At 65.0% G+C, this 23,310-nt stretch carries 19 protein-coding genes; 12 read left to right on the plus strand and 7 right to left on the minus strand.

The genetic code is table 11. From position 1 onward, the window contains the following. Positions 1–7: 7 nt before the first annotated feature. Positions 8–3,043: an FAD-binding and (Fe-S)-binding domain-containing protein gene (locus AC239G_RS02355; protein ID WP_487490101.1), complete on the minus strand. Its 3,036-nt coding sequence runs from the start codon at positions 3,041–3,043 to the stop codon at positions 8–10. Between the two features lie 358 nt (positions 3,044–3,401). Here AC239G_RS02355 and AC239G_RS02360 point away from each other — a divergent pair, with 358 nt between their 5' ends. From AC239G_RS02360 to AC239G_RS02390, 7 genes are all read left to right on the plus strand, one after another. After that, a complete protein-coding gene (locus tag AC239G_RS02360; protein WP_164742748.1) occupies positions 3,402–3,554 on the plus strand; it encodes a hypothetical protein in 153 nt (50 codons plus the stop codon). Between the two features lie 503 nt (positions 3,555–4,057). Then, on the plus strand, positions 4,058–5,023 hold the full coding sequence (locus AC239G_RS02365; RefSeq protein ID WP_487489709.1) for an inositol monophosphatase family protein: 966 nt from the start codon (positions 4,058–4,060) through the stop codon (positions 5,021–5,023). Positions 5,024–5,192: 169 nt separating this feature from the next. After that, entirely contained in the window at positions 5,193–6,182 is a 990-nt protein-coding gene (locus AC239G_RS02370; RefSeq protein ID WP_487489710.1) for a siderophore ABC transporter substrate-binding protein, read from the plus strand. Continuing rightward, positions 6,182–7,264 carry an ABC transporter permease gene (locus tag AC239G_RS02375; RefSeq protein ID WP_487489711.1) on the plus strand — a complete coding sequence of 361 codons (1,083 nt, stop codon included), beginning with the start codon at positions 6,182–6,184 and terminating at the stop codon, positions 7,262–7,264. Before AC239G_RS02370 ends, AC239G_RS02375 begins: the two co-directional genes overlap by 1 nt. A 6-nt stretch (positions 7,265–7,270) precedes the next feature. Next, entirely contained in the window at positions 7,271–8,416 is a 1,146-nt protein-coding gene (locus AC239G_RS02380) for an iron chelate uptake ABC transporter family permease subunit (RefSeq protein WP_139470387.1), read from the plus strand. Then, complete coding sequence (locus tag AC239G_RS02385) at positions 8,413–9,168, plus strand: iron ABC transporter ATP-binding protein (RefSeq protein ID WP_139470388.1); 756 nt, start codon at positions 8,413–8,415, stop codon at positions 9,166–9,168. Before AC239G_RS02380 ends, AC239G_RS02385 begins: the two co-directional genes overlap by 4 nt. 547 nt (positions 9,169–9,715) lie before the next feature. Beyond that, complete coding sequence (locus tag AC239G_RS02390; protein WP_139470389.1) at positions 9,716–10,774, plus strand: RAP domain-containing protein; 1,059 nt, start codon at positions 9,716–9,718, stop codon at positions 10,772–10,774. Positions 10,775–11,118: 344 nt separating this feature from the next. On the opposite strand, the gene AC239G_RS02395 is transcribed toward AC239G_RS02390, so the two are convergent. Next, the gene (locus AC239G_RS02395) at positions 11,119–11,430 is read right to left on the minus strand and encodes a hypothetical protein (protein WP_487489712.1); all 312 of its coding nucleotides are present in this window, start codon (positions 11,428–11,430) and stop codon (positions 11,119–11,121) included. Here AC239G_RS02395 and AC239G_RS02400 point away from each other — a divergent pair. The 3 genes from AC239G_RS02400 to AC239G_RS02410 all read left to right on the plus strand — a co-directional run bounded on the left by AC239G_RS02400 (position 11,408) and on the right by AC239G_RS02410 (position 15,114). Beyond that, on the plus strand, positions 11,408–11,605 hold the full coding sequence (locus AC239G_RS02400; protein ID WP_345788954.1) for a hypothetical protein: 198 nt from the start codon (positions 11,408–11,410) through the stop codon (positions 11,603–11,605). The genes AC239G_RS02395 and AC239G_RS02400 overlap by 23 nt on opposite strands. Positions 11,606–11,790: 185 nt before the next feature. Continuing rightward, complete coding sequence (locus AC239G_RS02405) at positions 11,791–13,668, plus strand: amidohydrolase (RefSeq protein WP_487489713.1); 1,878 nt, start codon at positions 11,791–11,793, stop codon at positions 13,666–13,668. Positions 13,669–13,800: 132 nt separating this feature from the next. Beyond that, complete coding sequence (locus AC239G_RS02410; protein ID WP_139470392.1) at positions 13,801–15,114, plus strand: acyltransferase family protein; 1,314 nt, start codon at positions 13,801–13,803, stop codon at positions 15,112–15,114. A 230-nt stretch (positions 15,115–15,344) separates the two neighbouring features. Here AC239G_RS02410 and fabG read toward each other — a convergent pair whose 3' ends face one another. From fabG to AC239G_RS02425, 3 genes are all read right to left on the minus strand, one after another. Beyond that, positions 15,345–16,154 (minus strand): 3-oxoacyl-ACP reductase FabG, encoded by an 810-nt coding sequence (fabG, locus tag AC239G_RS02415; RefSeq protein ID WP_139470393.1) that lies wholly within the window; start codon positions 16,152–16,154, stop codon positions 15,345–15,347. Positions 16,155–16,248: 94 nt separating this feature from the next. Beyond that, on the minus strand, positions 16,249–17,412 hold the full coding sequence (locus AC239G_RS02420; protein WP_487489714.1) for an acyl-CoA dehydrogenase family protein: 1,164 nt from the start codon (positions 17,410–17,412) through the stop codon (positions 16,249–16,251). 92 nt (positions 17,413–17,504) lie between these two features. Next, positions 17,505–18,740 (minus strand): CaiB/BaiF CoA transferase family protein, encoded by a 1,236-nt coding sequence (locus AC239G_RS02425; RefSeq protein ID WP_487489715.1) that lies wholly within the window; start codon positions 18,738–18,740, stop codon positions 17,505–17,507. Positions 18,741–18,975: 235 nt separating this feature from the next. On the opposite strand from AC239G_RS02425, the gene AC239G_RS02430 reads away from it, so the two are divergent. Next, a complete protein-coding gene (locus AC239G_RS02430) occupies positions 18,976–19,872 on the plus strand; it encodes a LysR substrate-binding domain-containing protein (protein ID WP_482401297.1) in 897 nt (298 codons plus the stop codon). 18 nt (positions 19,873–19,890) lie between these two features. Here the strand turns inward: AC239G_RS02430 and AC239G_RS02435 are convergent, their stop codons facing one another. Further along, the gene (locus AC239G_RS02435) at positions 19,891–21,189 is read right to left on the minus strand and encodes a DUF1990 family protein (RefSeq protein WP_487489716.1); all 1,299 of its coding nucleotides are present in this window, start codon (positions 21,187–21,189) and stop codon (positions 19,891–19,893) included. A gap of 167 nt (positions 21,190–21,356) precedes the next feature. Between AC239G_RS02435 and AC239G_RS02440 the strand changes: the two genes are divergently transcribed. Beyond that, on the plus strand, positions 21,357–22,175 hold the full coding sequence (locus tag AC239G_RS02440; protein WP_487489717.1) for an SDR family oxidoreductase: 819 nt from the start codon (positions 21,357–21,359) through the stop codon (positions 22,173–22,175). Positions 22,176–22,447: 272 nt separating this feature from the next. On the opposite strand, the gene AC239G_RS02445 is transcribed toward AC239G_RS02440, so the two are convergent. Beyond that, positions 22,448–23,062 carry a TetR/AcrR family transcriptional regulator gene (locus AC239G_RS02445; protein WP_248284106.1) on the minus strand — a complete coding sequence of 205 codons (615 nt, stop codon included), beginning with the start codon at positions 23,060–23,062 and terminating at the stop codon, positions 22,448–22,450. Between the last annotated feature and the right edge of the window lie 248 nt (positions 23,063–23,310).

Below are 23,310 nucleotides of genomic sequence, written 5' to 3' on the forward strand. Positions count from 1 at the left end.
CTCGGCATCATCGCCGCGGTTGGAGCCCCCATCCCCAGGCGAGGAGCTCGGCCAACGACACGCCCTCGGTGTCGCTGAGATCCGTGATCTGCGTGCGGCACGAATACCCGTCGGCAAGAACGACCTGCAACCGGTCGTCCGCACCCGTATCCGTCGCCTGATTCGGCGACACATCTGTACCGGACTCAGTCGCACGATTCGGCGACGCACCTGTACCGGAGCTGGTCCGAGGCTCCGCGCCGGCGGCCCGTCCCCGCTTGCGCAGCGCCGGCAGCAGAGCCACCTCGGCGACGGCGACCGAGGTCTCGAAATGGCCGTCTTCGACGCCGAAGTTCCCGGCCAGACCGCAGCACCCGCCGAGGAACTCCGTGTCCGCTCCCGCCCTGGCCAGCAGCTCCTTATCGGCCGCGTTGCCGAAGATCGCCGACTGGTGACAATGCGGCTGCACGAGCGCCTCGACGCCGGACAGGTCCGGCAGCTCGGCGCCGATGCTCAGCAGATACTGGGCCAGCGTCTGCACCCGGTCGGCCACTCGGTGCGACGCCTCGTCGGCGACGAGTTTGAGCGAATCGTCCTTCAGCGTCGCCAAGCACGAGGGTTCGACTCCGATGATCGGCACATCGTCGGTGGCGTCGAGAGCCGTGATCGTCTCCGAGAGATTCACCTTCGCGGCATCGAGCTGACCGGTGGAGATGAGCGGCAGCCCGCAGCACACGGTCTGATCGATCACCCGCACACGCACACCGGCCTGCTCGAGCACCGCGACGGCCGCGGCGAGGATGCGCGGAGCGAAATGGTTCGACCAGGAATCGGCGAACAGCACGACTTCTGCATTCGGCCGCAGCGAAGCCGCGGCCGGTGACTCGTCGTTCGCACGCGACCGCGGTGCCGCCTCGGCGGTGGTGGTCCACCATTTCCTGAACGTCGTGGACGCGAACTGCGGGATCGAGCGACGAACGTCGATGCCGGCCACCTTCTTCGCCAGGGTCGTCAGCCCCGGCAGCCCCGATACCCGGTTGACGACCGGCGCGAGCGGGGTGACCAGGCGAGCGAGCTGTGGAAGGAACCCGAGCGAATAGTGCTTCATCGGCCGCAGCCGTCCCTGATAGGTCTGGTGCAGGACCTCGGCCTTGTACGTGGACATGTCCGTGCCGGTCGGGCACTCGGTCCCGCAGGCCTTGCACGACAGGCACAGGTCGAGGGCTTCGTGCACCTCGGGGGAGTCCCAACGAGGCTCGAGCAGATCCCCGGACACCATCTCCTGCAGCACGCGTGCCCGACCCCGCGTCGAATGCCGCTCGTCCCGGGTGGCCTGATACGACGGGCACATGATGCCGCCGCCGGCCGCCGAATCCGCGCGGCACTTGCCGACTCCGGTGCACCGGTGCACGGCCGAGGCGAAACCGGCAGACTCGCCTTCATAGGCCATCGCCAGAGTGCCGGGCAGCTCCTGACGCAGAGGCAGCTGAGTCAGACGGATCGATTCGTCAAGAGCGTCGGGGTCGACGATGACACCCGGATTGAGCAGATGCTGAGGATCGAAGAGGCGTTTGACCTGGGCGAACAGATCGAGCGCTGCCGGGGCGTACATGAGCCGCAGCAGTTCGGAGCGTGCCCGACCGTCCCCGTGCTCCCCGGAGACCGACCCGCCGTAGCGGGCGACGAGCTTCGTGGCCGCGACCATGAAATCGCGCATCACCTGCCCGCCGTTCGGATCCTCGAGCGGGAAGTCCACACGCATGTGCAGGCAGCCATCACCGAAGTGGCCATAGGGAATGGCCCACAGTCCGTGCTCCTCGAGCAGCTCCATGAGGTCGTGCAGATAATCGCCGAGGTGGTCCACCGGAACCGCCGAATCCTCCCACCCTGCGTGGGCGTCGCGCCCATCGGGTGTGCGTGAGACCAGGCCGGCGCCATCGGCGCGGATCGCCCACACCTCGGCGGCCGCCTGGGCGTCGAGGACCGCGGAGTCGAGTGACTTCGATTCGGAGATGAGGCGCTGGGTCTCGGCCTCGAGCTTTGCCTCGTCCTCGCCGGTGAGCTCGACGACGAGCCAGCCCGCGCCCTCCGGCAGGGGAGGGACCGCCTCGGCGCCCTTGGTGTCGATGACCCGGTCGAGCATGCGCGAATCGAGCCCCTCGCAGGCGGCGACGGGGAAGTCCTTCAGCAGCGGCGCATCGTGGGCGGCGGCGACCATGTCCGCGTAGCCGAGGACGACCGCCGAGGTGAAGCTCGGATCCTTGACCAGGCGCATCTTCGCCGCCAGGATGACACCCCAGGTGCCCTCGGTGCCGGCGAAGGCGCGCCGGACGTCGAAGCCGTTCTCCGGGAGGAGTGACTCGAGCCCGTACCCGGAGACCTGGCGGGAGAATGTGCCGAAGTTCGTGCGGATGGTGCCGAGGTTCTGTGCCACGAGTTCGTGCAGCCGCGGGAACGTCGTGGAAGCGTCCGAGTCATCGAGGGTGACGACGGTGCCGTCGATGAGCATGATCTTCAGTGCCAGGATATTGTCGCCCGTGCGGCCGTAGCCCAAAGCTCGCGGGCCGCAGGCATTGTTGCCGATCATCCCGCCGATCGTGCAGCGGGTGTGGGTGGACGGGTCCGGGCCGAAGCGCAGACCGTGTGGTTTGGCCTGTTTCTGGAGATGAGCGTGGACGCAGCCGGACTGCACCCAGGCCGACTGTTCCTCCGGGTCGAGGTCGAGAACCGCGTTCATATGGAGAGAGAAGTCGAGGACGATGCCGCGGCCGATGGCATTGCCGGCGATCGATGTGCCGGCGCCACGGCTGGTGATCGGCACGCCGAGGCGGCGGGCAACGGAGAGGACCCGCGCCACTTCGTCTTCGTCGTGAGGAAAGACGATGGCGGCAGGGACGAGCCGGAAGAGCGAAGCGTCGGAGGAGTATGCGGCGCGATCGGTGTCGTCGATGCTGAAATCACGGATGCCCGCGGTGCGGAACTGTTCGGCGAGTGCGGTGGGAAGCGCTGTCTGGGACTCGTCTTCGTCGACGGTCGCCCGATTCGCTCCAGTGGGATGGGCCATAGTCGTCATGTCCGCATTGTGCCACTTGGGTTGCCGGAACACCGATATCTTCCACGGCGGGGATGGCGAGCGAGAGTCATCGTCCAGGATCAGGGAAAGTTATGCGTTCGTTATCTCACGTGCTCAGAACGGTGCTACTCAGTAGCCTGAGTTCCTATATTCGGGAATTCTTGGCGTCTTGACATATTCGTGGTATCTAATGGGACTACACCAATTCGTGGCAACGGGCCACTACATGAATGCAAGGGAAGAAACCATGTCTCGTCGAGCTCGTGAATTGACAGTTGATCAGACTGCATTAGTCGGAGTCGTCCGAAAGGTCGCACGGCAGCGTTCGAAAATCAACACCGACTATGTGATGGCGATTCTGCGCGCCCGCGAAGAAGGCGCGACCTTCGGTGCGATCGCCGAGGCGGCCGGCACCTCCTCGCAGGCCGTTCAGGAGATCGTGCGCAGGCACGGACCGGTCAAGCGCAGCGAGCCGAAAGCCGGAGTCGCCGACCCCGCCTGACCCCAGAGAACACAGGGGCAGAACGACATTTGCCGGTCCCCTCTGTGCTCGCACTTCCCTCGCAGATACCAGGGCGGTGATCCATGCTCGATATGGATCACCGCCCTTGTGCGATTCATGGACGTTTTCTGACGATTCCGTGACCGAATCTTCGCGGAGCCGGAAGCAGGGAATTGCATGAACGGAGGCAACAGGGCTGATGGGCTGAGAAAGCCTTCAGAAAGATTCTGCCCTGCGTGCGGAAATCGCATCACGATTCGACTCTTCGACTGTTTCTGAAATATCAGATGCCGAAGTTCCCTGGCGACAACCTCAGGTGCGTTTCCAGTTCGGCGGAAAAGCCGTGCAATCGGAGTTCCCGACCCCCTCGGACAGCTTAGATACAAGAAGTACATATTCGCCGGTGTATTGCAGTCTTGTTACACGTGTCGCGGATCTGAGTGGTTCCCGGCCGGCGGCGGACACTCGGGCGAGATGCGGAGAGGGTTGTCTAGAGTGGCCGTATGAACTCCGAGCTCGAATCGCTGCCCGCTGAGATCGCCGACCATTCTCTGATCCGCATCGCCTCCGACCTCTCACTCATCGCGTGGGAACAGATGCTCGCCTGGAGGCCGCTGCTCGGCGCGAGCCTCGACGCCAGTGTCGTCGACACGAAGACCTCGCCGAATGACCTCGTCACTCGCGCCGATGCGCAGATCGAGGCGCTTGTGCGCGGCTACCTCAACCGAGTCAGGCCCCATGACCTCATGGTCGGCGAAGAGGGTTCGGACGCCCTCGATCCGGTCGAATTCTTCCCGGCGGACTTCCTGCTCAAACTCAACGCTTTCGATTCGGAGGTCGGTGCACTCAACGAGGCTGCTGACGAGGGTCCGCGTCTGGAATGGCATGTCGACCCGATCGACGGCACCGTCAACTATGTCCGCAACATCGAACACCACGCGTTCTCCGTCGGAGTCTGTGCGGCCGCAGCTGAGGCAGCTGCCGGCCGCGGACTCGGCGACTGGCAGATCGGACTCGTCGCCTCGCCGGGATTGGATGCCACATGGCTGGCAGCTGCCGGTCGCGGTGCCTTTCGGGTCGACGGACGCTTGGCCGACCACCGCAAGGCCGGCTCCGCCGTTCCGGCGCGACGACTGCACGGGACTCCGCCCGGGCTGTCCGGCAGGCTCCTGGCCACCGGATTCGCCTATGCCCTGAGCAACCGCGGCGCCCAACTGGCCAAGCTCGACGACCTCATGAACGGCTACGACGACATCCGCCGCTGCGGATCGGCGGCACTCGACCTGTGCATGGTCGCCGAAGGCCGGGTCAACGGCTACGCCGAACGCGGACTGGGCATCTACGACTACGCCGGTGGGGCGGTCATCGTCGAAGAGGCCGGACTCAAGGTCAGTCGCGGAGGATCCGGCGGACCGACCGCCGCCGCCGACACTCAGGAAGAGGTCGACCGCCTCATCGCCGCCATCTGATCTGAGGCCTACCGCGCGACCACCCCATCACACGCCCACCCGACCTCACTTCAGATGTGATGCAGATAACGTCATACTTTTTTGACTTTATTTTCAAAGCATAGGCTAAGCTTACTTTCAGTGTGCGCACACGTTTTTCTCATACGTACATTCCTGAAAGTGGGACCCCATGGTTTCGACTCGCCTTCAACTGAGCGCCCTGGCAGGCGTTGTCGCTCTGACTCTGGCCGGCTGCGGCTCGGCAGACTCCGATTCGGCTCAGGCCGAAGACTCCGGATCCACGATCGAGGTGGAGGACAACAACGGCAAGCAGACCGTCGCCTCCCCGCCGAAGTCCGTTGTCGCCACCGATAACCGCACGTTCCAGACGCTCAGCGACTGGGGCATCGAACTCAGCGGCGGCGCCGTCTCCCTGATGAGCGACGACCTCGACTACACGCAGGATGATTCCATCCTCGACCTCGGCAGCCACCGCGAACCCGACCTCGAGAAGGTCGTCGAGGCCAAGCCTGATCTCATCGTCAACGGCCAGCGCTTCGCCCAGTTCCATGACGACCTGGCCAAGCTTGCCCCCGACGCAACCGTGCTCGAACTCGATCCCCGCGACGAAGAGGACTTCGACGCCGAGCTGCGCCGCCAGACCGAGGTCCTCGGCGAAGTCTTCGGAAAGCAGGATGAAGCGAAGAAGCTCGTCGACGACTTCGACGCCTCCATCGAGCGCGCCCAGAAGGCCTACGACGACAACGACACGGCCATGGGCCTGATCACCTCGGCCGGCGACATCGGCTATGCCGCACCGTCGGTCGGCCGCACCGTCGGACCGGTCTTCGACATCCTCGACCTCGACCCGGCCCTCGAGGTCGAAGAGGGCAGCGAAGACCACCAGGGCGACGACGTCTCCGTCGAAGCCATCGCGAAGTCGAACCCCGACCTCATGATCGTCCTCGACCGCGACGCCTCCTTCGCCCCTGAAGAACGCGACGAAGGTTCGGCCCCGGCCGCCGAAGTCCTCGAAGACTCCGAAGCGCTCAAGGACGTTCCTGCGATCACGGACGACAAGATCGTCTACTTCCCCGAGGACACCTACCTCAACGAAGGCATCCAGACGTACACCGAGTTCTTCAACGACTTCGCAGACAAGCTCGAAGCTCAGAAGTGATGACCCTCGCCGAGGCGGCCCGACGTCGGAACGAAGCCCGACGCAACCGGACGGCTGAGTCCCGGCAGGGAACGGTCGATCCGTCCCCCAGCGGGACGGCAGTCTCGTCCGTACGTGGGGCCGCCTCGGCGAAGGCACCTCTGTTCGGATGGCCCCTGCTGTTGGGCATCGTCGGGGTCGCCATCCTCCTCGCGCTCTCGCTGCTCACCGGCGTCTACGACATCTTCGGCGGTGTGGGCGGGGCCGAGATGTTCCAGATCACGCGGATCCCGCGCACGATCGCCCTCGTCCTGGCGGGCGCCGCCATGGCGATGTGCGGACTGGTCATGCAGCTGCTGACCCAGAACCGATTCGTCGAGCCGACGACGACCGGCACCACCGAATGGGCGGGGCTCGGCCTCATGCTCACCGTCATCGTCTATCCCGATGCCTCGATCGTCGCGCGAATGGTCGGCGCGATCATCGCCGCGTTCATCGGCACCCTTGTCTTCTTCGTCTTCCTGCGCCGTGTGTCCCTGAAATCCTCGCTCATCGTGCCCATCGTCGGCATCATGCTCGGCGCCGTCGTCGGCGCTGTCTCGACATTCATCGCGGTGCAGACGGACATGCTGCAGTCGCTGGGCATCTGGTTCGCCGGCAGCTTCACGTCGATCCTGCGCGGCCAGTACGAGACCCTGTGGATCGTCGCGGCCGTCGTCGTCGCCATCTTCATCCTCGCCGACCGCTTCACCGTGGCAGGGCTCGGCAAGGAGATCGCCACCAACGTCGGTCTCAACTATAACCAGATCCTGCTGCTGGGCACCGTGTTCGTGGCGATTGCGACCGGAGTGGTCACCGTCGTCGTCGGCAACCTGCCGTTCCTCGGCCTCATCGTGCCGAACATCGTCTCGCTCATCCGCGGCGACGACCTGCGCTCGAACCTGCCCTGGGTGTGTCTGCTCGGCATCGCGATCGTCACCATCTGCGACCTCATCGGCAGGATCATCGTCATGCCCTTCGAACTGCCCGTCTCCCTCATCCTCGGCGTCGTCGGCGCGACCGTGTTCGTCGCCCTGCTCCTGCGTCAGCGAAAGGTCGGGTGAGCTCGGATGCGCGCAAATGATGAAACCGAATCGACCGGGACCGGCACCGAGGCGGCCCACCCGACCGCGGCCACCGTCGTGAACGGCGGGGACCGGTCCGGTGCGGGCGCACGGTACGGTCGGCCGCCTCGGCGAGGGTCTGCGACTGCTCAGCGGTCGTCGGGACCGCTTCCGACGAAACGGTCGCAGCGTCGCTACTGGACGATGATCATCGTGCTGGCGGTCGCCTCGGCGGGGATCGCTCTGGGCATCCTGGCCTGGGACAATCCGATGCCGATCACCGACCCGGGGTTCTGGCTGATCGCCGAGCTGCGGCTGACGAACCTCGTCGTCATCGCCCTGGTGGCACTGTGTCAGTCGTTCGGCACGGTCGCCTTCCAAACGGTGACGAACAACCGGATCATCACCCCATCGATCATGGGATTCGAGTCCCTCTACGTGGCGATCCAGACCTCGGCGATGTACTTCTTCGGAGTCACCGCGATCGTCGAACTCAAGGGGCTAGTGCCCTTCATCGTCCAGCTCGTGCTCATGGTCGGGCTGTCGCTGGCGCTCTACGGGTGGCTGCTGTCGGGACGGCATTCCTCGGTGGCGCTCATGCTGCTCATCGGCGTCGTCATCGGCGGCGGACTCGGCTCGGTCGCGACATTCATGCAGCGGACGCTGACCCCGAGCGAATTCGACGTCCTCTCCGCCCGACTGTTCGGGTCGATCTCGAATTCGGATTCGAGCTACCTGCCGGTGTCGATCCCGCTGTGCCTGCTCGCCTGCCTCGGGCTCTACCTCTGCTCCTCACGCCTGAATGTGGTGGCCCTGGGACGGGACATGACGAGCAACCTGGGACTCAACTATAAGGGCGAACTGCTCAAGGTCCTCTTCTTCGTCTCCATCCTCATGGCAGTGTCCGTCTCGATGATCGGACCGATGGTCTTCCTCGGCTTCCTCGTCGCAATGCTCGCCTACCAGTTCGCTGACACCTTCGACCACAAACGCCTCTTCCCGATGGCCGCGCTCATTGGATTCGTCGTTCTCGGCGGGGCGTACTTCGTCATGAAGAACATCTTCTACGCCGAGGGGGTCGTGTCGATCATCATCGAGATCGTCGGCGGCGGCGCCTTCCTGCTCGTCATCCTGAGAAAGGGGCGCCTGTGATCACGCTCGAATCGGTCCGCAAATCCTACGCCGACGAAGTCTCGATCGGGCCCGTCGATCTGCAGATCCCTGCCGGGGGAGTCACCGCTCTGGTCGGGCCGAACGGCGCCGGAAAGTCGACTCTGCTGACGATGATCGGGCGGCTGCTCGGGATGGATTCCGGCGCGATCTCGGTGGCCGGTTATGACGTCAGCTCGACGAAGTCGAAGGATCTCGCGAAGATCGTGTCCATCCTGCGGCAGGAGAACCACTTCATCACCCGGCTGACGATCCGGCAGCTCGTCGGCTTCGGACGGTTCCCCCATTCGAAAGGTCGACTGACGACCGCCGATGAGGAAGTGATCTCGCAGGCGATCGACTTCCTCGAGCTCGGTGAGCTGGAGAATCGGTTCATCGACGAGCTCTCCGGCGGGCAGCGGCAACGGGCCTATGTGGCGATGGTGCTGGCGCAGGACACCGACTACGTGCTGCTCGATGAGCCGCTGAACAACCTCGATATGAAGCGATCGGTGCAGATGATGCAGCACCTGCGCCGGGCCGCCGCCGAGATGGGGAGGACCATCGTCATCGTCCTCCACGACATCAACTTCGCCGGTCACTACGCAGACCACATCTGTGCGGTCAAAGACGGTGCCGTCATCGAATTCGGTGCGCCCGAGGAGATCATGACCGGCGAGGTGCTCTCACGTGTCTTCGACACTCCAGTCGACGTCATCGACGGACCCCGCGGCCCCCTTGCGGTGTACTTCTGAGTCCGGGTCGGGCTCCGGGGCGTCTGACTGCGGGTGAGTTCTGCCTTTGCGCTGATGTCATGCCGCCGGCGGGGCCGGCGGAGGGTACGTTCCGGGAAGCATGGGGATGGTGAGGAGCCACTTGAGGCGACTCTCGGGCGCTCATCGCCTTTTGACCGAACCATCGAGTTCGAACCAGATGCATCGATCAGAAGGCGATGACAGATGGCCCGTAAGTCGATGGCGGATGGTGCAAAAGCCGATCACCAGACTTGGGCTCCAGTGGACTGAGCGCTCACTTGCGCACCAGACACTGTGGAGTACCTTCTCATTCGGCACCTTTAGAGAATCCAGACAGTCGGCGCGTTCATAGGTTCAACTGGGCTAAACCGTCTCAGCGGTGCCCAGCATCTGCGAGTTCTCAGGGATTCGTGTGCAGAGACGTTCATCGGTGGCCTGTGGAGAATATCTCGACTCGACCGTCGTTGACTTGTGGACGACGAAACGTTGTCCACAACCTCAGCGCAAGGGGTACTAACGGCAGTTCGCTGATGCCGATACTCGCCAGATGAAGAATACGATCTATCGTGAAGAGTTCTCCGCCGCCGGCATCTCTTCCAAAACGATCAAGAGCGCGCTGGATTGTTGTCTGATTCGTCTCTGCCGCGGGGTGTACTCGGTGATCCGTGAGTGCGGAGTGAAAGACCACAGTCGGATTGCGGCATTTATCAGAGACGTCGACTGGATCAGTTTCCACGTCGGCAAAACTCCAGCCGACCTGAAGCGCGATTTCAGGTATCAGACCCAGCTCCGAGCGCTGCGCATTCAGAGTTACCGCTGGTACCGGCCAGAGGACGTGATCGTTGGCAAATCGGCGGCTGTCCTCCACGGAATACCTTTGTACAAGGACGCATCGCAAGCGATCACGGTCAGACACCCAAGGAGCAATTCGCACACTAAGGAGATTATCCGTGTGCGGGATGAGGTACCCGCAGAGGATCAGGTCCGATTCGGTCACCTTGCGGCCACCTCGGCGATCAGGACGGCCTTGGACCTCATTCGGATTTCGGGTCAACACGAAGCTTTTGCAGCACTGGAATGGGTACTGCGTCAGGCGACGGCCGATCATTTCCCTGGCTTCAATCCGAGGTCCGGGTATACAGAAAAGTTTCAGTCCGAGGCACGTCGGATCATCAAGACGGCGTTCTATCCTGCGGTTGCTCGCATGCGATCGGGCCAGGTCACCGCGCAGCGGATGGTTGATGCGATCGGGCCGTTCTCTGAGAGCCCAGCCGAGAGCAAATGCCGACTCAACCTCATCGCTTTGAACCTGACGGGGTTCGAACAGCAGATCGAAGTCCGAGACAGCCGAGGCTTCATTGCTCGAGTCGATTTTCTCAATGAACAGGCACGAACGATCCTCGCGGTCGACGGAAGTGAGAAATACGCTCTGGTGGGTCCCTCGCTGATCCGGAGGGAAGGCGAACAGCACAATCGGCTTCTCAGCTTGGGCTATAAGGTCATCCATCTGAGTTTCGACGACGTGCTCAGACTCAACGACTTTCGGGACAAGATCTTCACACAGGTGCCGGAGCTGAAGCAGATGGTCGGGAGCCCGGACGAATGATGTAGAGTTCGCGCATCGACTTTTGTGCCGGTAACCATCGGCTTTTGTACAGTCGGGTATCGAGTTTTGTGTGGCGCATCGAGTTTTATCCCGATGACCTGATCAGAAGGCGATTGTTCGCCGAAGAGGCCGCTGAGTTGCCATGGCTCGGTGCTCGGTGCTCGGTGCTCGGTGCTCGGTGAAGGCGCGGCCCAGCACCAATCGCTGCGGCGGCCTCGAGTGGCACCTGGAGGAGAACGGCGCCGATGTCCGTGACCGTCGGATCCTCTTCTCAGCTTTCCTCGATCAGGTGAGGGCGCGGAAGGCGGCTGCGGTTTCGGTCTGAGCCGACCCAGCGGCCTCCTCTATCTGTCGTCTGCCGCGACGGCCGGGCGGATCAATACCCAACGGCGCACTGCCATCACGAGTGCGGCAACCAGCCCTACGATGAGCAGTCCGTCGGCGGCAATATAGAGCAGATGCAGGGACGACCCACCCTCGTCGACACCTGCGAGCACGGCATCCGTGCGCTGATTGAGCAGCGGCCGAATGACGACGACCTTGATGATGAGCACTCCGATGAGCCCGCATGCCACACTGCGATAGACGCGATCGACACCCGACTTCAGCAGCGACCACAGCAGGATCACGGCGATGACGAGCTCGACCCAGTTCATCACTCCGAACACCAGCCGACCGATGCCCAGCCCCAGCGGGATCGTGATGCCGGGGGCGGTGAACTTCAGCGGTGCCTCGATGAGCGAGATGCCGATGATGAGTCCGAGCCAGATGGCGGGCAGGATGATCCGAGCGCTCGCCGCCAGCCGCGAGTCATCGGTGCTGAAGAAGTGAGTCGTGCCTTCGATTCTACTCCTCGTAGAAATTCGTCTGCCGCGCCCTCACCTTCACCCACCAATTACTACCTGACGGCGGCGCAGCAACCTCGCGCGAGGTATCTGGGCCGCCGTCAGGTAGCAAGAAGGGGTGGTGGTCGGGACGCTCAGCGCCTTCGCCGGACCCGCTCTAGACTGGTGTCCATGCGTCTGTTCTCCAACGCCGTGGTGCGCACTTTCGCACCCCAAGCCGCCTCGAGTGCCCCCGACTCGAACACCCCTGCGTCGATCGCATCCGACCCGATCGGATCGAACGCAGAAGCGGCCCCAGAAACGGCCCCCGATTCCGACCCCTCGCCCACCTCCGACCCCTCGCGGCCGGCCCCGGATGCGATCCTCGTTGATGGGGAGACCATCGTGGCCATCGGCACCCGGGCCGAACTCCTCGACATCGCCGCCGCGGAATCGTCGACGACGGCGGCGCTCGCCTCGGCGGGTGGGGTCGGTGCCACTGCGGTCATCCCCGGCCTCGAGATCGATGAGATCGACTGCGGCGGGCAGGTCATTCTGCCCGGATTCGTCGACGGCCACATCCACTCGATCCTGTACGCCGACTCCCTGACCGACCTCGATCTGTCTCAGACGAAATCGCTGCCCGAGGCGGTCGCCGCCATCCGCGAACGCGCCGATTCCCTCCCGGTGGGCACCTGGGTGGTCGGCTCCGGGTGGGACCTCAACAAGTGGGAGGACCCGAGCTACCCTGACCGTGAGCTCCTCGACGCCGAGGTCCCCGACCATCCGGTGGCGATGTGGTCACTCGATCTGCACACCTTGTGGGTCAACGCCCACGCTCTCGAGATCGCCGGCATCGACGAGGCGACCCCCGACCCTTCCGGCGGCAGCTTCGTCCGCGACGAGAACGGTCAGCTCACAGGTCTCGTACGCGAAGACGCCACCGATCTCGTCGCCCGCTTCATCCCCGAACCCAGCCGCGAGGACCAAGTCGAACGCCTCGCCGCCACCCAGGAGCTCTTCCTGTCACAGGGGCTGACCGGGATCCATGACTTCGACGGCATCGCCTCGACCTTGGGCTGGAACGACCTGCACGCGGCCGGTCGCCAGGACATGCGCGTGACCTTGTTCCTGCGTTCACCCGAAGTGCCGTGGGCGATCGAAACCGCCTGGCACACCGGTGACGGCGATGATTGGCTGCAATGCGGTGGGCTGAAGCTGTTCTCGGACGGGGCGCTCGGCTCGCATACCTCGCACATGTCCTCAGCGTTTCCCGCAGTCGACGGTGAGGACGAGAACTTCGGTGTCGTGCAGATGACCGAAGACGAGCTCTTCGACCAGGCACACATCGCCACCGAGGCGGGAATATCCGTGGCCATCCACGCCATCGGCGATCAGGCGAACCATCATGTGCTCGCTGTCTACGACCGCTTGCGGGAGACGACGAAGGCCGCGGAGGAGAAGTTCGGCCGACCCATGCGTCACCGCGTCGAACATGCCCAGTTCATCCAACCCGCCGACGTCGCCCGGTTCGCCGAGCTCGAGGTGCTCGCGTCGATGCAGCCGCGCCACTGCATCTCCGACCTGCACCTGCTCCACCTCATCGACGAATCCGCGCAGCTGGCCGCTTATGCTTGGCCGGATCTGCTCGCTGCGGGTGCCCAAGTGGTCTTCGGCTCCGATGGGCCCGTCGAACCTGCCAACCCGTTCGCCGCGATCTACGCGGCGATGACCAGGGCGAACATCTCCGGAGACGCGACGACGAGCTTCCAGCCGCACCGTCGGCTGAGTGCCGTCGAGGCCATCCGCCTGCACACTCAGGGACCGGCCTTCGCCGCCGGGCTCGAGGACCGGCGCGGATATCTGGCGCCGGGCATGGACGCCGACTTCATCGTCGTCGACACCGATCCGTGCGCGGCCGAAGGGCTCGATCCCGAGGTCGCCGCGGCAGAGCGCGACGGCCTCCTCGGCTACGATTCCGAAGAAGCCCTGTTCGCCCACGCCGAGGCGATCCGCGATACCCGAGTCGCGCTCACCGTCGTCGACGGCGAGGTGAAATACCGCGCCTGACCACGCCGAGGCGGTCGACCACCTCGGCGATGGGCGGGACCCGCACTGCCCGCTCCCTCGACCAACTGCTCCCTCGACCAACTGCTCCCTCGACCAACTGCTCCCTCGACCAACCGACAAGGACGTCCCCGCATGCCCCGCTCGTTTCTGGCCCAGGCCCGCAAGGTCGATGAGGCGACCCCGGACTCTCGCAGTCGCGAGGTCGACTTCCTGCGCGCCGCGGCGATCACCGTCGTCGTGCTCGGCCATTGGACGATCATCGCCGTCAGCGCCACCGGCGGCATCAACCCGCACGGACTTCTCGACCAAGCCCGGTGGACGCACCCGCTGACCTGGGTGTTCCAGGTGATGCCGATCTTCTTCCTCGTCGGCGGATACTCCAACGCCCTGTCGTGGCGCTCGGCGAGGCGGCGGAACACCGGGTACGGCGAATGGCTGAGGGCGCGCCTGCGCCGACTCGGTCTGCCGCTCATCCCGCTGCTGCTGACCTGGTTGGTCACCTGCGTCATCGCCTTAGCCGCTGGTGCCGAGCCTGCCGCCGTGCAGCTGGCTTCCCAGATGGCACTGGTGCCGACCTGGTTCCTCGCCGCCTACCTGCTCGTCGTCATCGTCGCCCCGCCGTGCCTGATCCTGTGGGAAAAGTGGGGCTGGTGGTCGATCATCGTCAGCATCGGCATGGCCGGGATCATCGACATCATCAGCATCGCCGCCGACAGCAAGCTCGCCGGATACCCGAACTACCTGCTCGTCTGGGCGAGCTTCCACCAGTTCGGCTACGCCTGGCTCGACGGGCGACTCTCCAACATCAAACGCTGCCTGTTGCTCTTCGTCATCGGCGCCGTCGGCCTCGGGCTTCTCGTCGGGCTCGGCCCGTACCCGGTGTCGATGATCACCGCCGGTACTGACGCGATCTCGAATTCGGCCCCGACCCGCGTGACCATGGCCTTCCTCGGCATGGCGCAGGCCGGAATCGTCCTCATGCTCCAGCGCCCACTGGCGAAACTCCTACGCAGCCCGGGCCTGTGGTTCCTCACCGTCATGGTCAACCAGCGCATCATGACCTGGTTCCTCTGGCACCTGACCGCGCTGACGGCCCTGGCCAATATCCTCATCGCCCTCGACGCACGAGCCCTGCTGCCCACCCCGCTGACCGGCATCTGGTGGGCCACCCGACCGCTGTGGGCCATCGCTCTGCTGGCCATCACCGGAGTGCTCGTGGCGATCTTCGGCCGCTTCGAAACACCCGCGCCCGACGACCGTCCCGCGCCGCCTGTGTGGAAGCCGACCGCCGCGTCTGTCGCAATCTGTGCCGGCCTGGCGATCATGGCCGATACCGGGATGGTCAACGACAACGGGGTCACTTGGATCTGGCCGCTGCTGCCGCTCATCGGCATGTTCGCCTTCGGAGTCGTCCGCTTGCCCGGCCGGCGAACCGCAGAGAACTGACCCTCGCCGAGGCGGTCCGACCGTCACAGCCGGACGTCCCCGCGGGGATGTAAAAGAACCAACCGCACTGACGCGGTCGGGAACTTGCATTGAAACGTCCCCGCGGGACGCCCCCACCCAACGACATCGGCCCGACGTCCCCGCGGGGACGTCGGGCCGATCTGAACGACGTGTCGCCTCGGCGAGGGGACGACGCGAACGGCGCGTCGCCTCGGCGAGGTTCTGCCTGGTCAGATGTTGCGGCCGCCGGAGATCTCGGTGACGGTGCCGGTGAGGTAGCTCGACAGCCCGGAGGCGAGGAACAGCACGACCGAGGCGACTTCCTCGGGTTCGCCGGGACGGCCGAGCGGGATCTCGGCGAGCTTCGAATCGATCGCGTGCTGGGGCATGGCCGCGGTCATGGCGGTGTTGATGAAGCCGGGCTGGATCGCGTTGATGCGAATGTTCTTGAATGCGACCTCCTTGGCCACGGCCTTCGTCATGCCGACGATGCCCGCCTTGGCCGCGGAGTAGTTCGACTGACCGGGGTTGCCGACCTTGCCGCTGATCGAAGACACGTTGATGATCGATCCGCCGCGGTCCTGCTCGCGCATGAGTGCGGTGGCGACCTTGAGCCCGTTCCACGTGCCGCGCAGGTGCACGGAGATGACGTCGTCGAACTGCTGCTCGGTCATCTTCCGGATCGTCGCATCGCGGGTGATGCCGGCGTTGTTGACCCAGATGTCGACGCCGCCGAAAGCGGTCGTGGCCGCCTCGGCGAGCTTCTCGACGGCCTCGAGATCGGAGACGTTGCACACCACGCCGGTGGCCACGCCCTCCCCGCCGAGTTCTGTCACGGCCGCCTGCAGGGTCTCCTCATTCATATCGGCGAGTACGACCTTCGCGCCAGAGTCGACGAGGCTGCGCGCCATCGCCAGGCCGAGGCCTTGACCGCCGCCGGTGACGACGGCGACCTTGCCGGCCAGCAGGCCGGGGATCGCGGTGACTCCGCCGAGTTCGGTGACGGTGATGCCGGTATGCGCGGGCGTGGATTCAGTCATGGGATGCCTTTCGTTCTTTTGTGGCCAAGCGGAGCCGGACCTCGCCGAGGCGGCCCGCCGTTGCGCTTATGCGTGCAGGATACTGCGGCCTGCGTCAGAGGTTGAACTGCGGTTTGTGCGCGCCTTTGAGCAGCTGCTTGGCGACGACGACGCGTTGGACCTCGGAGGTGCCTTCGTAGATGCGGAACAGGCGTGCGTGGCGGTAGAAGCGCTCGACCGCGGACTCGCGCATATAGCCCATTCCACCTTGGATCTGCACGCCCTTGTCGGCGATGCGGGCGAGTGCTTCGGAGGCGAAGAGCTTCGCCGAGGAGGGGCCGAGCTTGCGATCGGTCTCGGCGTCCCAGCGCTGTGCGGCTGAGAGGGCGAGGGCCTTTGCGGCGGCGACGTCGGTGTAGATGTCCGCGAGCATCGCCTGTACGAGCTGGAATCGGGCGATCGGTTCCCCGCCCTGCTTCGCCTCGGCGGCGAAGCGCACCGATTCGTCAAGGATGCGGATCGACTGGCCGACGCAGATCGCGGCGATGTGCAGGCGTCCCTTGTTGAGTGAGGCCATGGCGGCGTAGAAGCCCTTCTCCTCCTCACCGCCGATGAGGTTGGCGGCAGGCACGCGCACGTCGTCGAAGAAGATCTCCGAGGTCCAGGCGCCGGCCTGACCCATCTTGTGATCGTGCGGGCCGACGGTCACGCCTTCGGACTTCGTGGGCACGAGGAAGACGGAGATGCCCTTGGAGCCCGTGGCATTCGGGTCGGTGCGGGCGAAGACCATGAGGACGTCGGACGCCTCGGCGTTGGTGATGAACCGCTTGGAGCCGTTGATGATGTAGTCATCACCGTCGCGTGTGGCCTTCGTCCGCAGGCCCGAGGGGTCGGAGCCGGCTTCGGATTCGGTGAGGGCGAAGGAGGCGACGACCTCTCCGGAAGTCAGTCGAGGCAGCCATTCGGATTTCTGCTCATCGGTGCCGTAGTTGACGAGCACCTGTCCGGCGATGCCGTTGTTCGTGCCGAACAGCGAGCGGAACGACGGGGTCGTGTAGCCGAGTTCCATGGCCAGCAGTGCGTCCTGTTCGGCATTGAGGCCGAGGCCGCCGTACTCCTCGGGCAGGGCCCAGCCGAAGAGTCCCATCTCGGCGGATTCTTTAATGATCGCCTCGGGGAAAGCGTCCTCGTCCTCGACCTGGGTCTCGAGGGGGACGACCTTCTCGCGGACGAATTCTCGGACGGCAGACAGGATGTCGTCGAGTTCTGAGTTGTCCATTGCTGTGTCTCCTTCAGGTGGATGCTGTGCAGAAGTCTGCGTGCAAGTGTCGGGATTGCGGTTCGGTCGGGGTGAGTCCGAAACGGTGCGATCTAGAGGCTGTCGAGCCAGGCGCGGACCTGATCGGAGTCGGCTCCGAGTTCTGGGGGAGCGAGGTCGTAGGAGACCTGCGACTTCGACAGGGTGATCGGGTTGCGGACGGTCGGGATGATGCGGTCGCCGCTGCCGGTGTCCACGACCGGTTCCAAACCGAGGCTCTTGGCGTGTTCGACGCCTTCGGCGATCGTGTTGATCGGGGCGCAGGGCAGGCCCGCGGCTGAGAGCTTGTCGAACCATTCCTGTGCGGTGTGAGCCTGGAGGGCCTCGAGAAGTTCGGGCTCAAGGGAGTCGCGGTTGGCGTTGCGGTTCTTCGCCTGGGCGAATCGTTCGTCGTCGCACCAATCGGGGCGTCCGACCACCTCGGCGAGGATCCGGAATTGGCCGTCATTGGCCGCGGCGACGATGATCTCACCGGACTTCGCGACCATCGGCTGGTAGGGGTAGAGGCTCGGGTGGGCGTTGCCCATCCGGGTCGGATTCACGCCTGCGGCGGCGTAGGCACCGGACTGGTTGGCCAGGCCGGACATCGCCGAGGACATGAGGTTGGTTTCGACGAGCTGGCCCTCGCCGGTGAGCGTGCGGTGCTGGATCGCGGCGAGGACGCCGATCGTCGTGTGCAGACCGGTCATGACGTCGAAGACGGCGACACCGGCGCGGTACGGCGAGCCGTCGGGGCTGCCGGTGACCGACATGAAACCGGACAGCGCCTGCATGAGGAGGTCGTATCCGGGCAGTGGGTTCTCACGTCCGAACCCGGTCACCGAGGCATAGATGACCGTCGGGTTGGCAGCGGAGACGCTGTCGTAGTCGAGTCCGTACTTCGCCAGCCCGCCCGGTTTGAAGTTCTCGACGACGATATCGGCTTCGGCCGCGAGCTTCTGTGCGGTGGCGAGGTCGTCGGGGTCGGTGAAGTCGAGGACGATGTCGTATTTGTTGCGGTTGATCGACAGATAGTAGGTGGCATCCTCGTCGCGCACCGGCGGCGCCCAGTGCCGGGTGTCATCGCCTTTGGGTCCTTCGACCTTGATGACGGTGGCGCCGAGGTCGGCGAGCATCATCGTCGAGTACGGTCCGGCCAGCACGCGGGAGAAGTCGACGACGATCTGTCCCGACAGGGGACCCGAGCCGGCGCGGGGGAGGAACTCCTCGAGGCGGTCGTGGGCAGGTGACCGATGGTGGTCGTGGGCAGAGCCGCTGTCGTGGGGCTCAGAAGTGGTCGACTGCTTCATCGTCGAATGTCTTCCTCTCGTCGGGCCGGCGGCGCTGCTGTGTGCTGACAGTGCTGTCAGTGGAGTCGAGCTCGGCATCCCGGGCCCGTGCTTGGGCAGCGGGCGCGTGGTCCGTCCCACCATATAACAGGATCAGCAATAATGTACATGGATTATTATCGGAACAGGTATTGGCTGGGATGTCGGTCGGGGCAACGGCAGAGGCTCCAGCGCGGATTCGGAAAAGGAGCAGTCGATGGAGATTCAGCAGGTCAAAGCGTTCCTCGCAGTCGCCGAAGAGCTGCACTTCGGTCGTGCAGCCGAACGGCTCGGAATGCTGCAGCCGCCGCTCAGCCGCACGATCCGCGCGCTCGAGGACCACCTCGGCGTCGATCTGTTCCGACGCACGACCCGCAATGTGGCGCTGACCGCGGCGGGAGAGGCGCTGGTGGAGCCGGCGCGGAAGATGATCGAGTACCGAACCTTGGCCGCCGAGGCGGTGCGCCGGGCCGCCGATGGGCAGACCGGACACATCGAATTCGGATTCGCCCACTCGTCATCGCGCAGACTGGCCGCGGCGCTCGTGACTGCATCCGCCGCGCACAGGCCGGGGGTCAGCTTCGGGCTCCACTCCGATGTCTACGCCGAGGAGGGGATCACCCGCCTCGTCGACGGCTCGCTCGACCTCGCGCTTGTGAGGTGGGCGAAGCAGCCACCCGGGGTCACAGGTCGGCCGGTGATGGTCGAGCGTCTCTCGGCAGCCCTGCCGGTGGGTCATCGTCTGGCGGGACGTGCCTCGGTGCGGGTGGACGAGCTTGCCGACGAGGATTTCATCGCTCTTCCCGGGCATCCTTCCTCGACGTTGCGGGAGGCGACGCTGCGTCTGTGCCACGAAGCGGGGTTCGCACCGCGCGTAGTCCAGAGCGCGCCGGATTCGCAGACGATCGGAGCTCTGGTCGCGGCCGGCCTCGGCATCTCGATCACCTTCGACTCGGTGTCCGCCGCCACCCGTGAGGTCGGCACCGTGGCCGTGCCCCTCGATATCCCGGAGGAGCCCACGATGCTCTACCTCGCCCACCGCACCGACCACGGAAAAGCCTCCGTGGAAGCGGTGCTCACCCTCGCCGAGGTGGTCCTGCCGACCGTGGAATGAGAGCGGTGGCGGGGCGGCTCACAGGTGAGCGTTCCAGTCATCGAGGCGGCGGCGGAGATCCTCGGCGGTCATGTCGGTGAGGCCGATCCCGTGATAGTTCGGCAGCCAGGTCTCGACGCGATCATGGGCACGTGCCGCAGCTTGGACGTCCCAGGCGCGGATGTCATGGATGCGGCGGCCGAGGAGTCGTTCGTACTCGTCGAGAAAGTCGGCGGCCGCCTCGGGGGAACCGAGCAGCACGAGATCCTGACGGCACCAAGCGAGGTCGACTCCGCGAGGTCCGCGGCTCGCGCCCGACCAGTCGACGACTCCGGTGAGGCGCCCGCCCGTCCACAAGGCATTGCCTGCCCAGAAATCCGTGTGCGTGAGGACCTCTTCGTCGCGGTCGAGGTTCGCCCACTCCCGTTGGGCGCGAATTGCGATGGCAGAGTCTCCAGGCGGCGGGGACTGCGGAGCCAGAGGCAGACCGGTACCGTCGAGTTCGTGGACGCGCACCAGTGCCGCGGCCATCTCGCGGGCGATGGTGGTCAGAGGTATCGCCGGATCCGGTGGTGAGCCCGGGACGCGGGTCGTGACGATGACCGGGTCGTTGGTGTCGGCGCTGTGGGCGATGAGGCGGGGGACAAGATCGCCGAGCGGTCTCAGCCGATCGAGCACTGCGGCCTCTTTGACCGCCGCATCATGGCCGGCGGGGAATGCGCGGACGACGAGCTCCGCGTCTCCGTCGCGGGCGGACATGGTCAGCGCGTGCTGACCGCCGGCAAGGGTCTCGACGAATCTCAGCTCCCGGCCGATCAGCGCCGAAGCTGTCGCGAGGGCGCGTGCGCGGCGGCTTCGCTCGGCCGTCCTGAGCTGTCTCTTCAGCCCCTCGGCATAGCGCCTGGCCATCAACTTCTGTGCCGCCACGGTCACCGGAGCGCCCAAACGGAGGAGAGGATGTGCGGGGACGGAATCGGCGCTGATGGTCACGCCGAGGCGGCCGTCAGTGCCGATGGACACGAGGAAAGTCTCCTCACCGTTCTCGAGGTGGCCCGGCAGGGTGCGATAGGTGAATCCGGCGCGATCCCTCTCATCGATCACCCGTGTGACGACGCACGAACCGACGGGCACGAGCAGATCGCGACCGCGCAGCCGCCTCGGCGAGGCTGGCCAAACGGGATTGAGTCCCAAGCTGACGATCCGACCTTCGGCCACTCGGCGAGCCGGGTGGACGACGACGCCGGCGAGGTCCTGCAGCACCCAGGAGAAGATCGCTTCCCGGGCGAGCGGGAACTGGTCGCCCGAGCCGAGATCGAGATGGAACTCGAGATGATTCATGACTCCATTCTCGTCTTATGCCCTCGCGTGATGATGTGTAGTCCTTGTCTTCTTCGAACGGCTATGCCTACGATGAGAAGCGAACGCTGAACGAACGCTCGCTTCACGGCGTTTCGCGAGGTCAGCGCCGAACGCTCACGTCACCGCACGAACACTGGAGTTCATCAATGTCAGACAGCACCTCAGCCACTCAGTCGGCAGCCACCTCGGCGGCTCCGCAATCCGGTCGTCGTTTCGAAGGCCAGGTCGCCGTCATCACGGGCGCCAGTCGCGGCATCGGCCTCGGAATCGCTCGGCGGCTCAACGCGGAGGGGGCCACCGTCGTGCTCACCGCGCGCAAGCCCGAAGCGCTGGGTGAGGCGGTCGCCGAGTTCCCCGAAGGCACGGCGCTCGCCATCGCCGGCAAGGCCGACGACCCGGCTCACAGGGCAGAGGTATTCGACACGGTCGCTGAGAAGTTCGGTCGCCTCGATGTGCTCGTGGCCAACGCCGGAATCAACCCGGTCTACGGCCCGCTCGTCGATATGGAACTCGATGCCGCGCGGAAGATCTTCGATGTCAACGTCCTCGGCACACTGGCCTGGGTGCAGGATGCCGTCCACCATGAGGGCCTGAACTTCCGTGAGAACAAGGGCCGCGTCGTCACCCTGTCGTCGGTCGCCGGACAGATCCCGAGCGAAGGCATCGGCTTCTACGGAATCTCGAAGGCCGCGGTCTCGCATCTGACGAAGACGCTCGCCGTGGAGCTCGGGCCGGACATCCGCGTCAATGCCGTCGCTCCGGCAGTGGTCAAGACGAAGTTCGCCACCGCGCTCTACGAAGGCAGGGAGGAAGAAGTCGCTTCCGCGTACCCGGTCAAGCGCCTCGGTACTCCTGAGGACATTGCCGGTGCCGTCGCCTATCTCGCCTCGGACGACGCCGACTGGATCACCGCTCAGGTGCTCACAGCCGATGGGGGAGTTGTCACCGCCGGCGGCAGCGCCTGACACCGAGGCTGAGCCTGCGGCTGAACCTTGGTTGCCGATAAACGGCAGCCCGAAACATAGGTCGCCATCGGACATCTGCACCCGAATCCATGTCGCCACCGGATACTTCTCTTGACGGAAAGTATCCGATGGCGACCTAAGTTCTTTGCGGCACCGTTCTGAGGCGCATTGTTGGGTCGATCCATGGTGTTTCAGGCGTGGAAACCACCGTGGATCGACCCAACAATCCTGTGCAGGCGGGGTTTGCGGAACAGTTCGCGGGCTGCTGGCCCCTACTTCACCGGGAGGCCGGCGGCGTGCGCACAGATCTCGCCGTAGCGTTCGGCCACACCAGCTGGGTCGAGTTCGCCGCCGGCCCGGTACCACTGCGAGACGCCCGTGCAGATCGTCGTGATCGCACGTGAGGCGTCCCGCGGGAACTCCGTGGTGAAGCTGCCGTCGGCAACGCACTCCTCGACCACCGCGTCGAGGAGTTTCTGCTGCCGGTCACGAGCGGCGATATGAGCATCCCGGTGCTGATCCTTCAACGCTCGGATCTCGCTGAAGGCGATGAAGGCGAGATCGGACTGGTGCGCGTGGAAGAGCAGCAGGCATTCGATGAGCCTGTCGAAGCGCGCGGTCGGCTCCTGCCCGCCGTCGGCGAGTGCCGCGACGCTGCGCTGCCACAGATCCTCCATCGCCAGACGGTCGATCTCGGCGAGGATCGCATGCTTCGACGCGAAATGGTGATAGAGGCCGGGCACTGACAGCCCGGCTGCGCCGGCCAGCTGCCGGATGCTCGTGCCGTGGAAGCCGCCCGTGACGAAGCTGTCGAGAGCGGCCTGGAGGATCGGCGAGAGCAACGGGGCGTCGTAGTCCCGCCAATCGATCATGGGTGCATTGCTCACGAGTTGTCCCTGCCTGCTCCGTCTCACTGTCTTCTCATCCCTAATCTACGGCCATTCCTGCCCCGCAGTTCCATTCGACCCCCGAAGCGTCCCTCCATCTCTGAGTTCGATCGCTTTGCTGCCCGAGCGGTCGACAGTCATGCCGGGCCGCCCTTGCGCCCGGTCATCGTGTGACCTACGATACAGAACTAACCGAGCGAGCGCTCGGTCGGCCGAAGCTGAGATGCTCCGGTCCCGACACGATGAAG

This window comes from Brevibacterium sp. Lmc1 (assembly GCF_057654315.1).

What these genes read in the sequence shown, in the direction of transcription:
- AC239G_RS02355 (WP_487490101.1), bottom strand. Translation starts at nt 3,043, where the DNA reads ATGGCCCATCCCACTGGAGCGAATCGGGCGACCGTCGACGAAGACGAG.
- AC239G_RS02360 (WP_164742748.1), top strand. Translation starts at nt 3,402, where the DNA reads ATGGCGATTCTGCGCGCCCGCGAAGAAGGCGCGACCTTCGGTGCGATC.
- AC239G_RS02365 (WP_487489709.1), top strand. Translation starts at nt 4,058, where the DNA reads ATGAACTCCGAGCTCGAATCGCTGCCCGCTGAGATCGCCGACCATTCT.
- AC239G_RS02370 (WP_487489710.1), top strand. Translation starts at nt 5,193, where the DNA reads ATGGTTTCGACTCGCCTTCAACTGAGCGCCCTGGCAGGCGTTGTCGCT.
- AC239G_RS02375 (WP_487489711.1), top strand. Translation starts at nt 6,182, where the DNA reads ATGACCCTCGCCGAGGCGGCCCGACGTCGGAACGAAGCCCGACGCAAC.
- AC239G_RS02380 (WP_139470387.1), top strand. Translation starts at nt 7,271, where the DNA reads ATGCGCGCAAATGATGAAACCGAATCGACCGGGACCGGCACCGAGGCG.
- AC239G_RS02390 (WP_139470389.1), top strand. Translation starts at nt 9,716, where the DNA reads ATGAAGAATACGATCTATCGTGAAGAGTTCTCCGCCGCCGGCATCTCT.
- AC239G_RS02400 (WP_345788954.1), top strand. Translation starts at nt 11,408, where the DNA reads ATGACGAGCTCGACCCAGTTCATCACTCCGAACACCAGCCGACCGATG.
- AC239G_RS02395 (WP_487489712.1), bottom strand. Translation starts at nt 11,430, where the DNA reads ATGAACTGGGTCGAGCTCGTCATCGCCGTGATCCTGCTGTGGTCGCTG.
- AC239G_RS02405 (WP_487489713.1), top strand. Translation starts at nt 11,791, where the DNA reads ATGCGTCTGTTCTCCAACGCCGTGGTGCGCACTTTCGCACCCCAAGCC.
- AC239G_RS02410 (WP_139470392.1), top strand. Translation starts at nt 13,801, where the DNA reads ATGCCCCGCTCGTTTCTGGCCCAGGCCCGCAAGGTCGATGAGGCGACC.
- fabG (WP_139470393.1), bottom strand. Translation starts at nt 16,154, where the DNA reads ATGACTGAATCCACGCCCGCGCATACCGGCATCACCGTCACCGAACTC.
- AC239G_RS02420 (WP_487489714.1), bottom strand. Translation starts at nt 17,412, where the DNA reads ATGGACAACTCAGAACTCGACGACATCCTGTCTGCCGTCCGAGAATTC.
- AC239G_RS02425 (WP_487489715.1), bottom strand. Translation starts at nt 18,740, where the DNA reads ATGAAGCAGTCGACCACTTCTGAGCCCCACGACAGCGGCTCTGCCCAC.
- AC239G_RS02430 (WP_482401297.1), top strand. Translation starts at nt 18,976, where the DNA reads ATGGAGATTCAGCAGGTCAAAGCGTTCCTCGCAGTCGCCGAAGAGCTG.
- AC239G_RS02435 (WP_487489716.1), bottom strand. Translation starts at nt 21,189, where the DNA reads ATGAATCATCTCGAGTTCCATCTCGATCTCGGCTCGGGCGACCAGTTC.
- AC239G_RS02440 (WP_487489717.1), top strand. Translation starts at nt 21,357, where the DNA reads ATGTCAGACAGCACCTCAGCCACTCAGTCGGCAGCCACCTCGGCGGCT.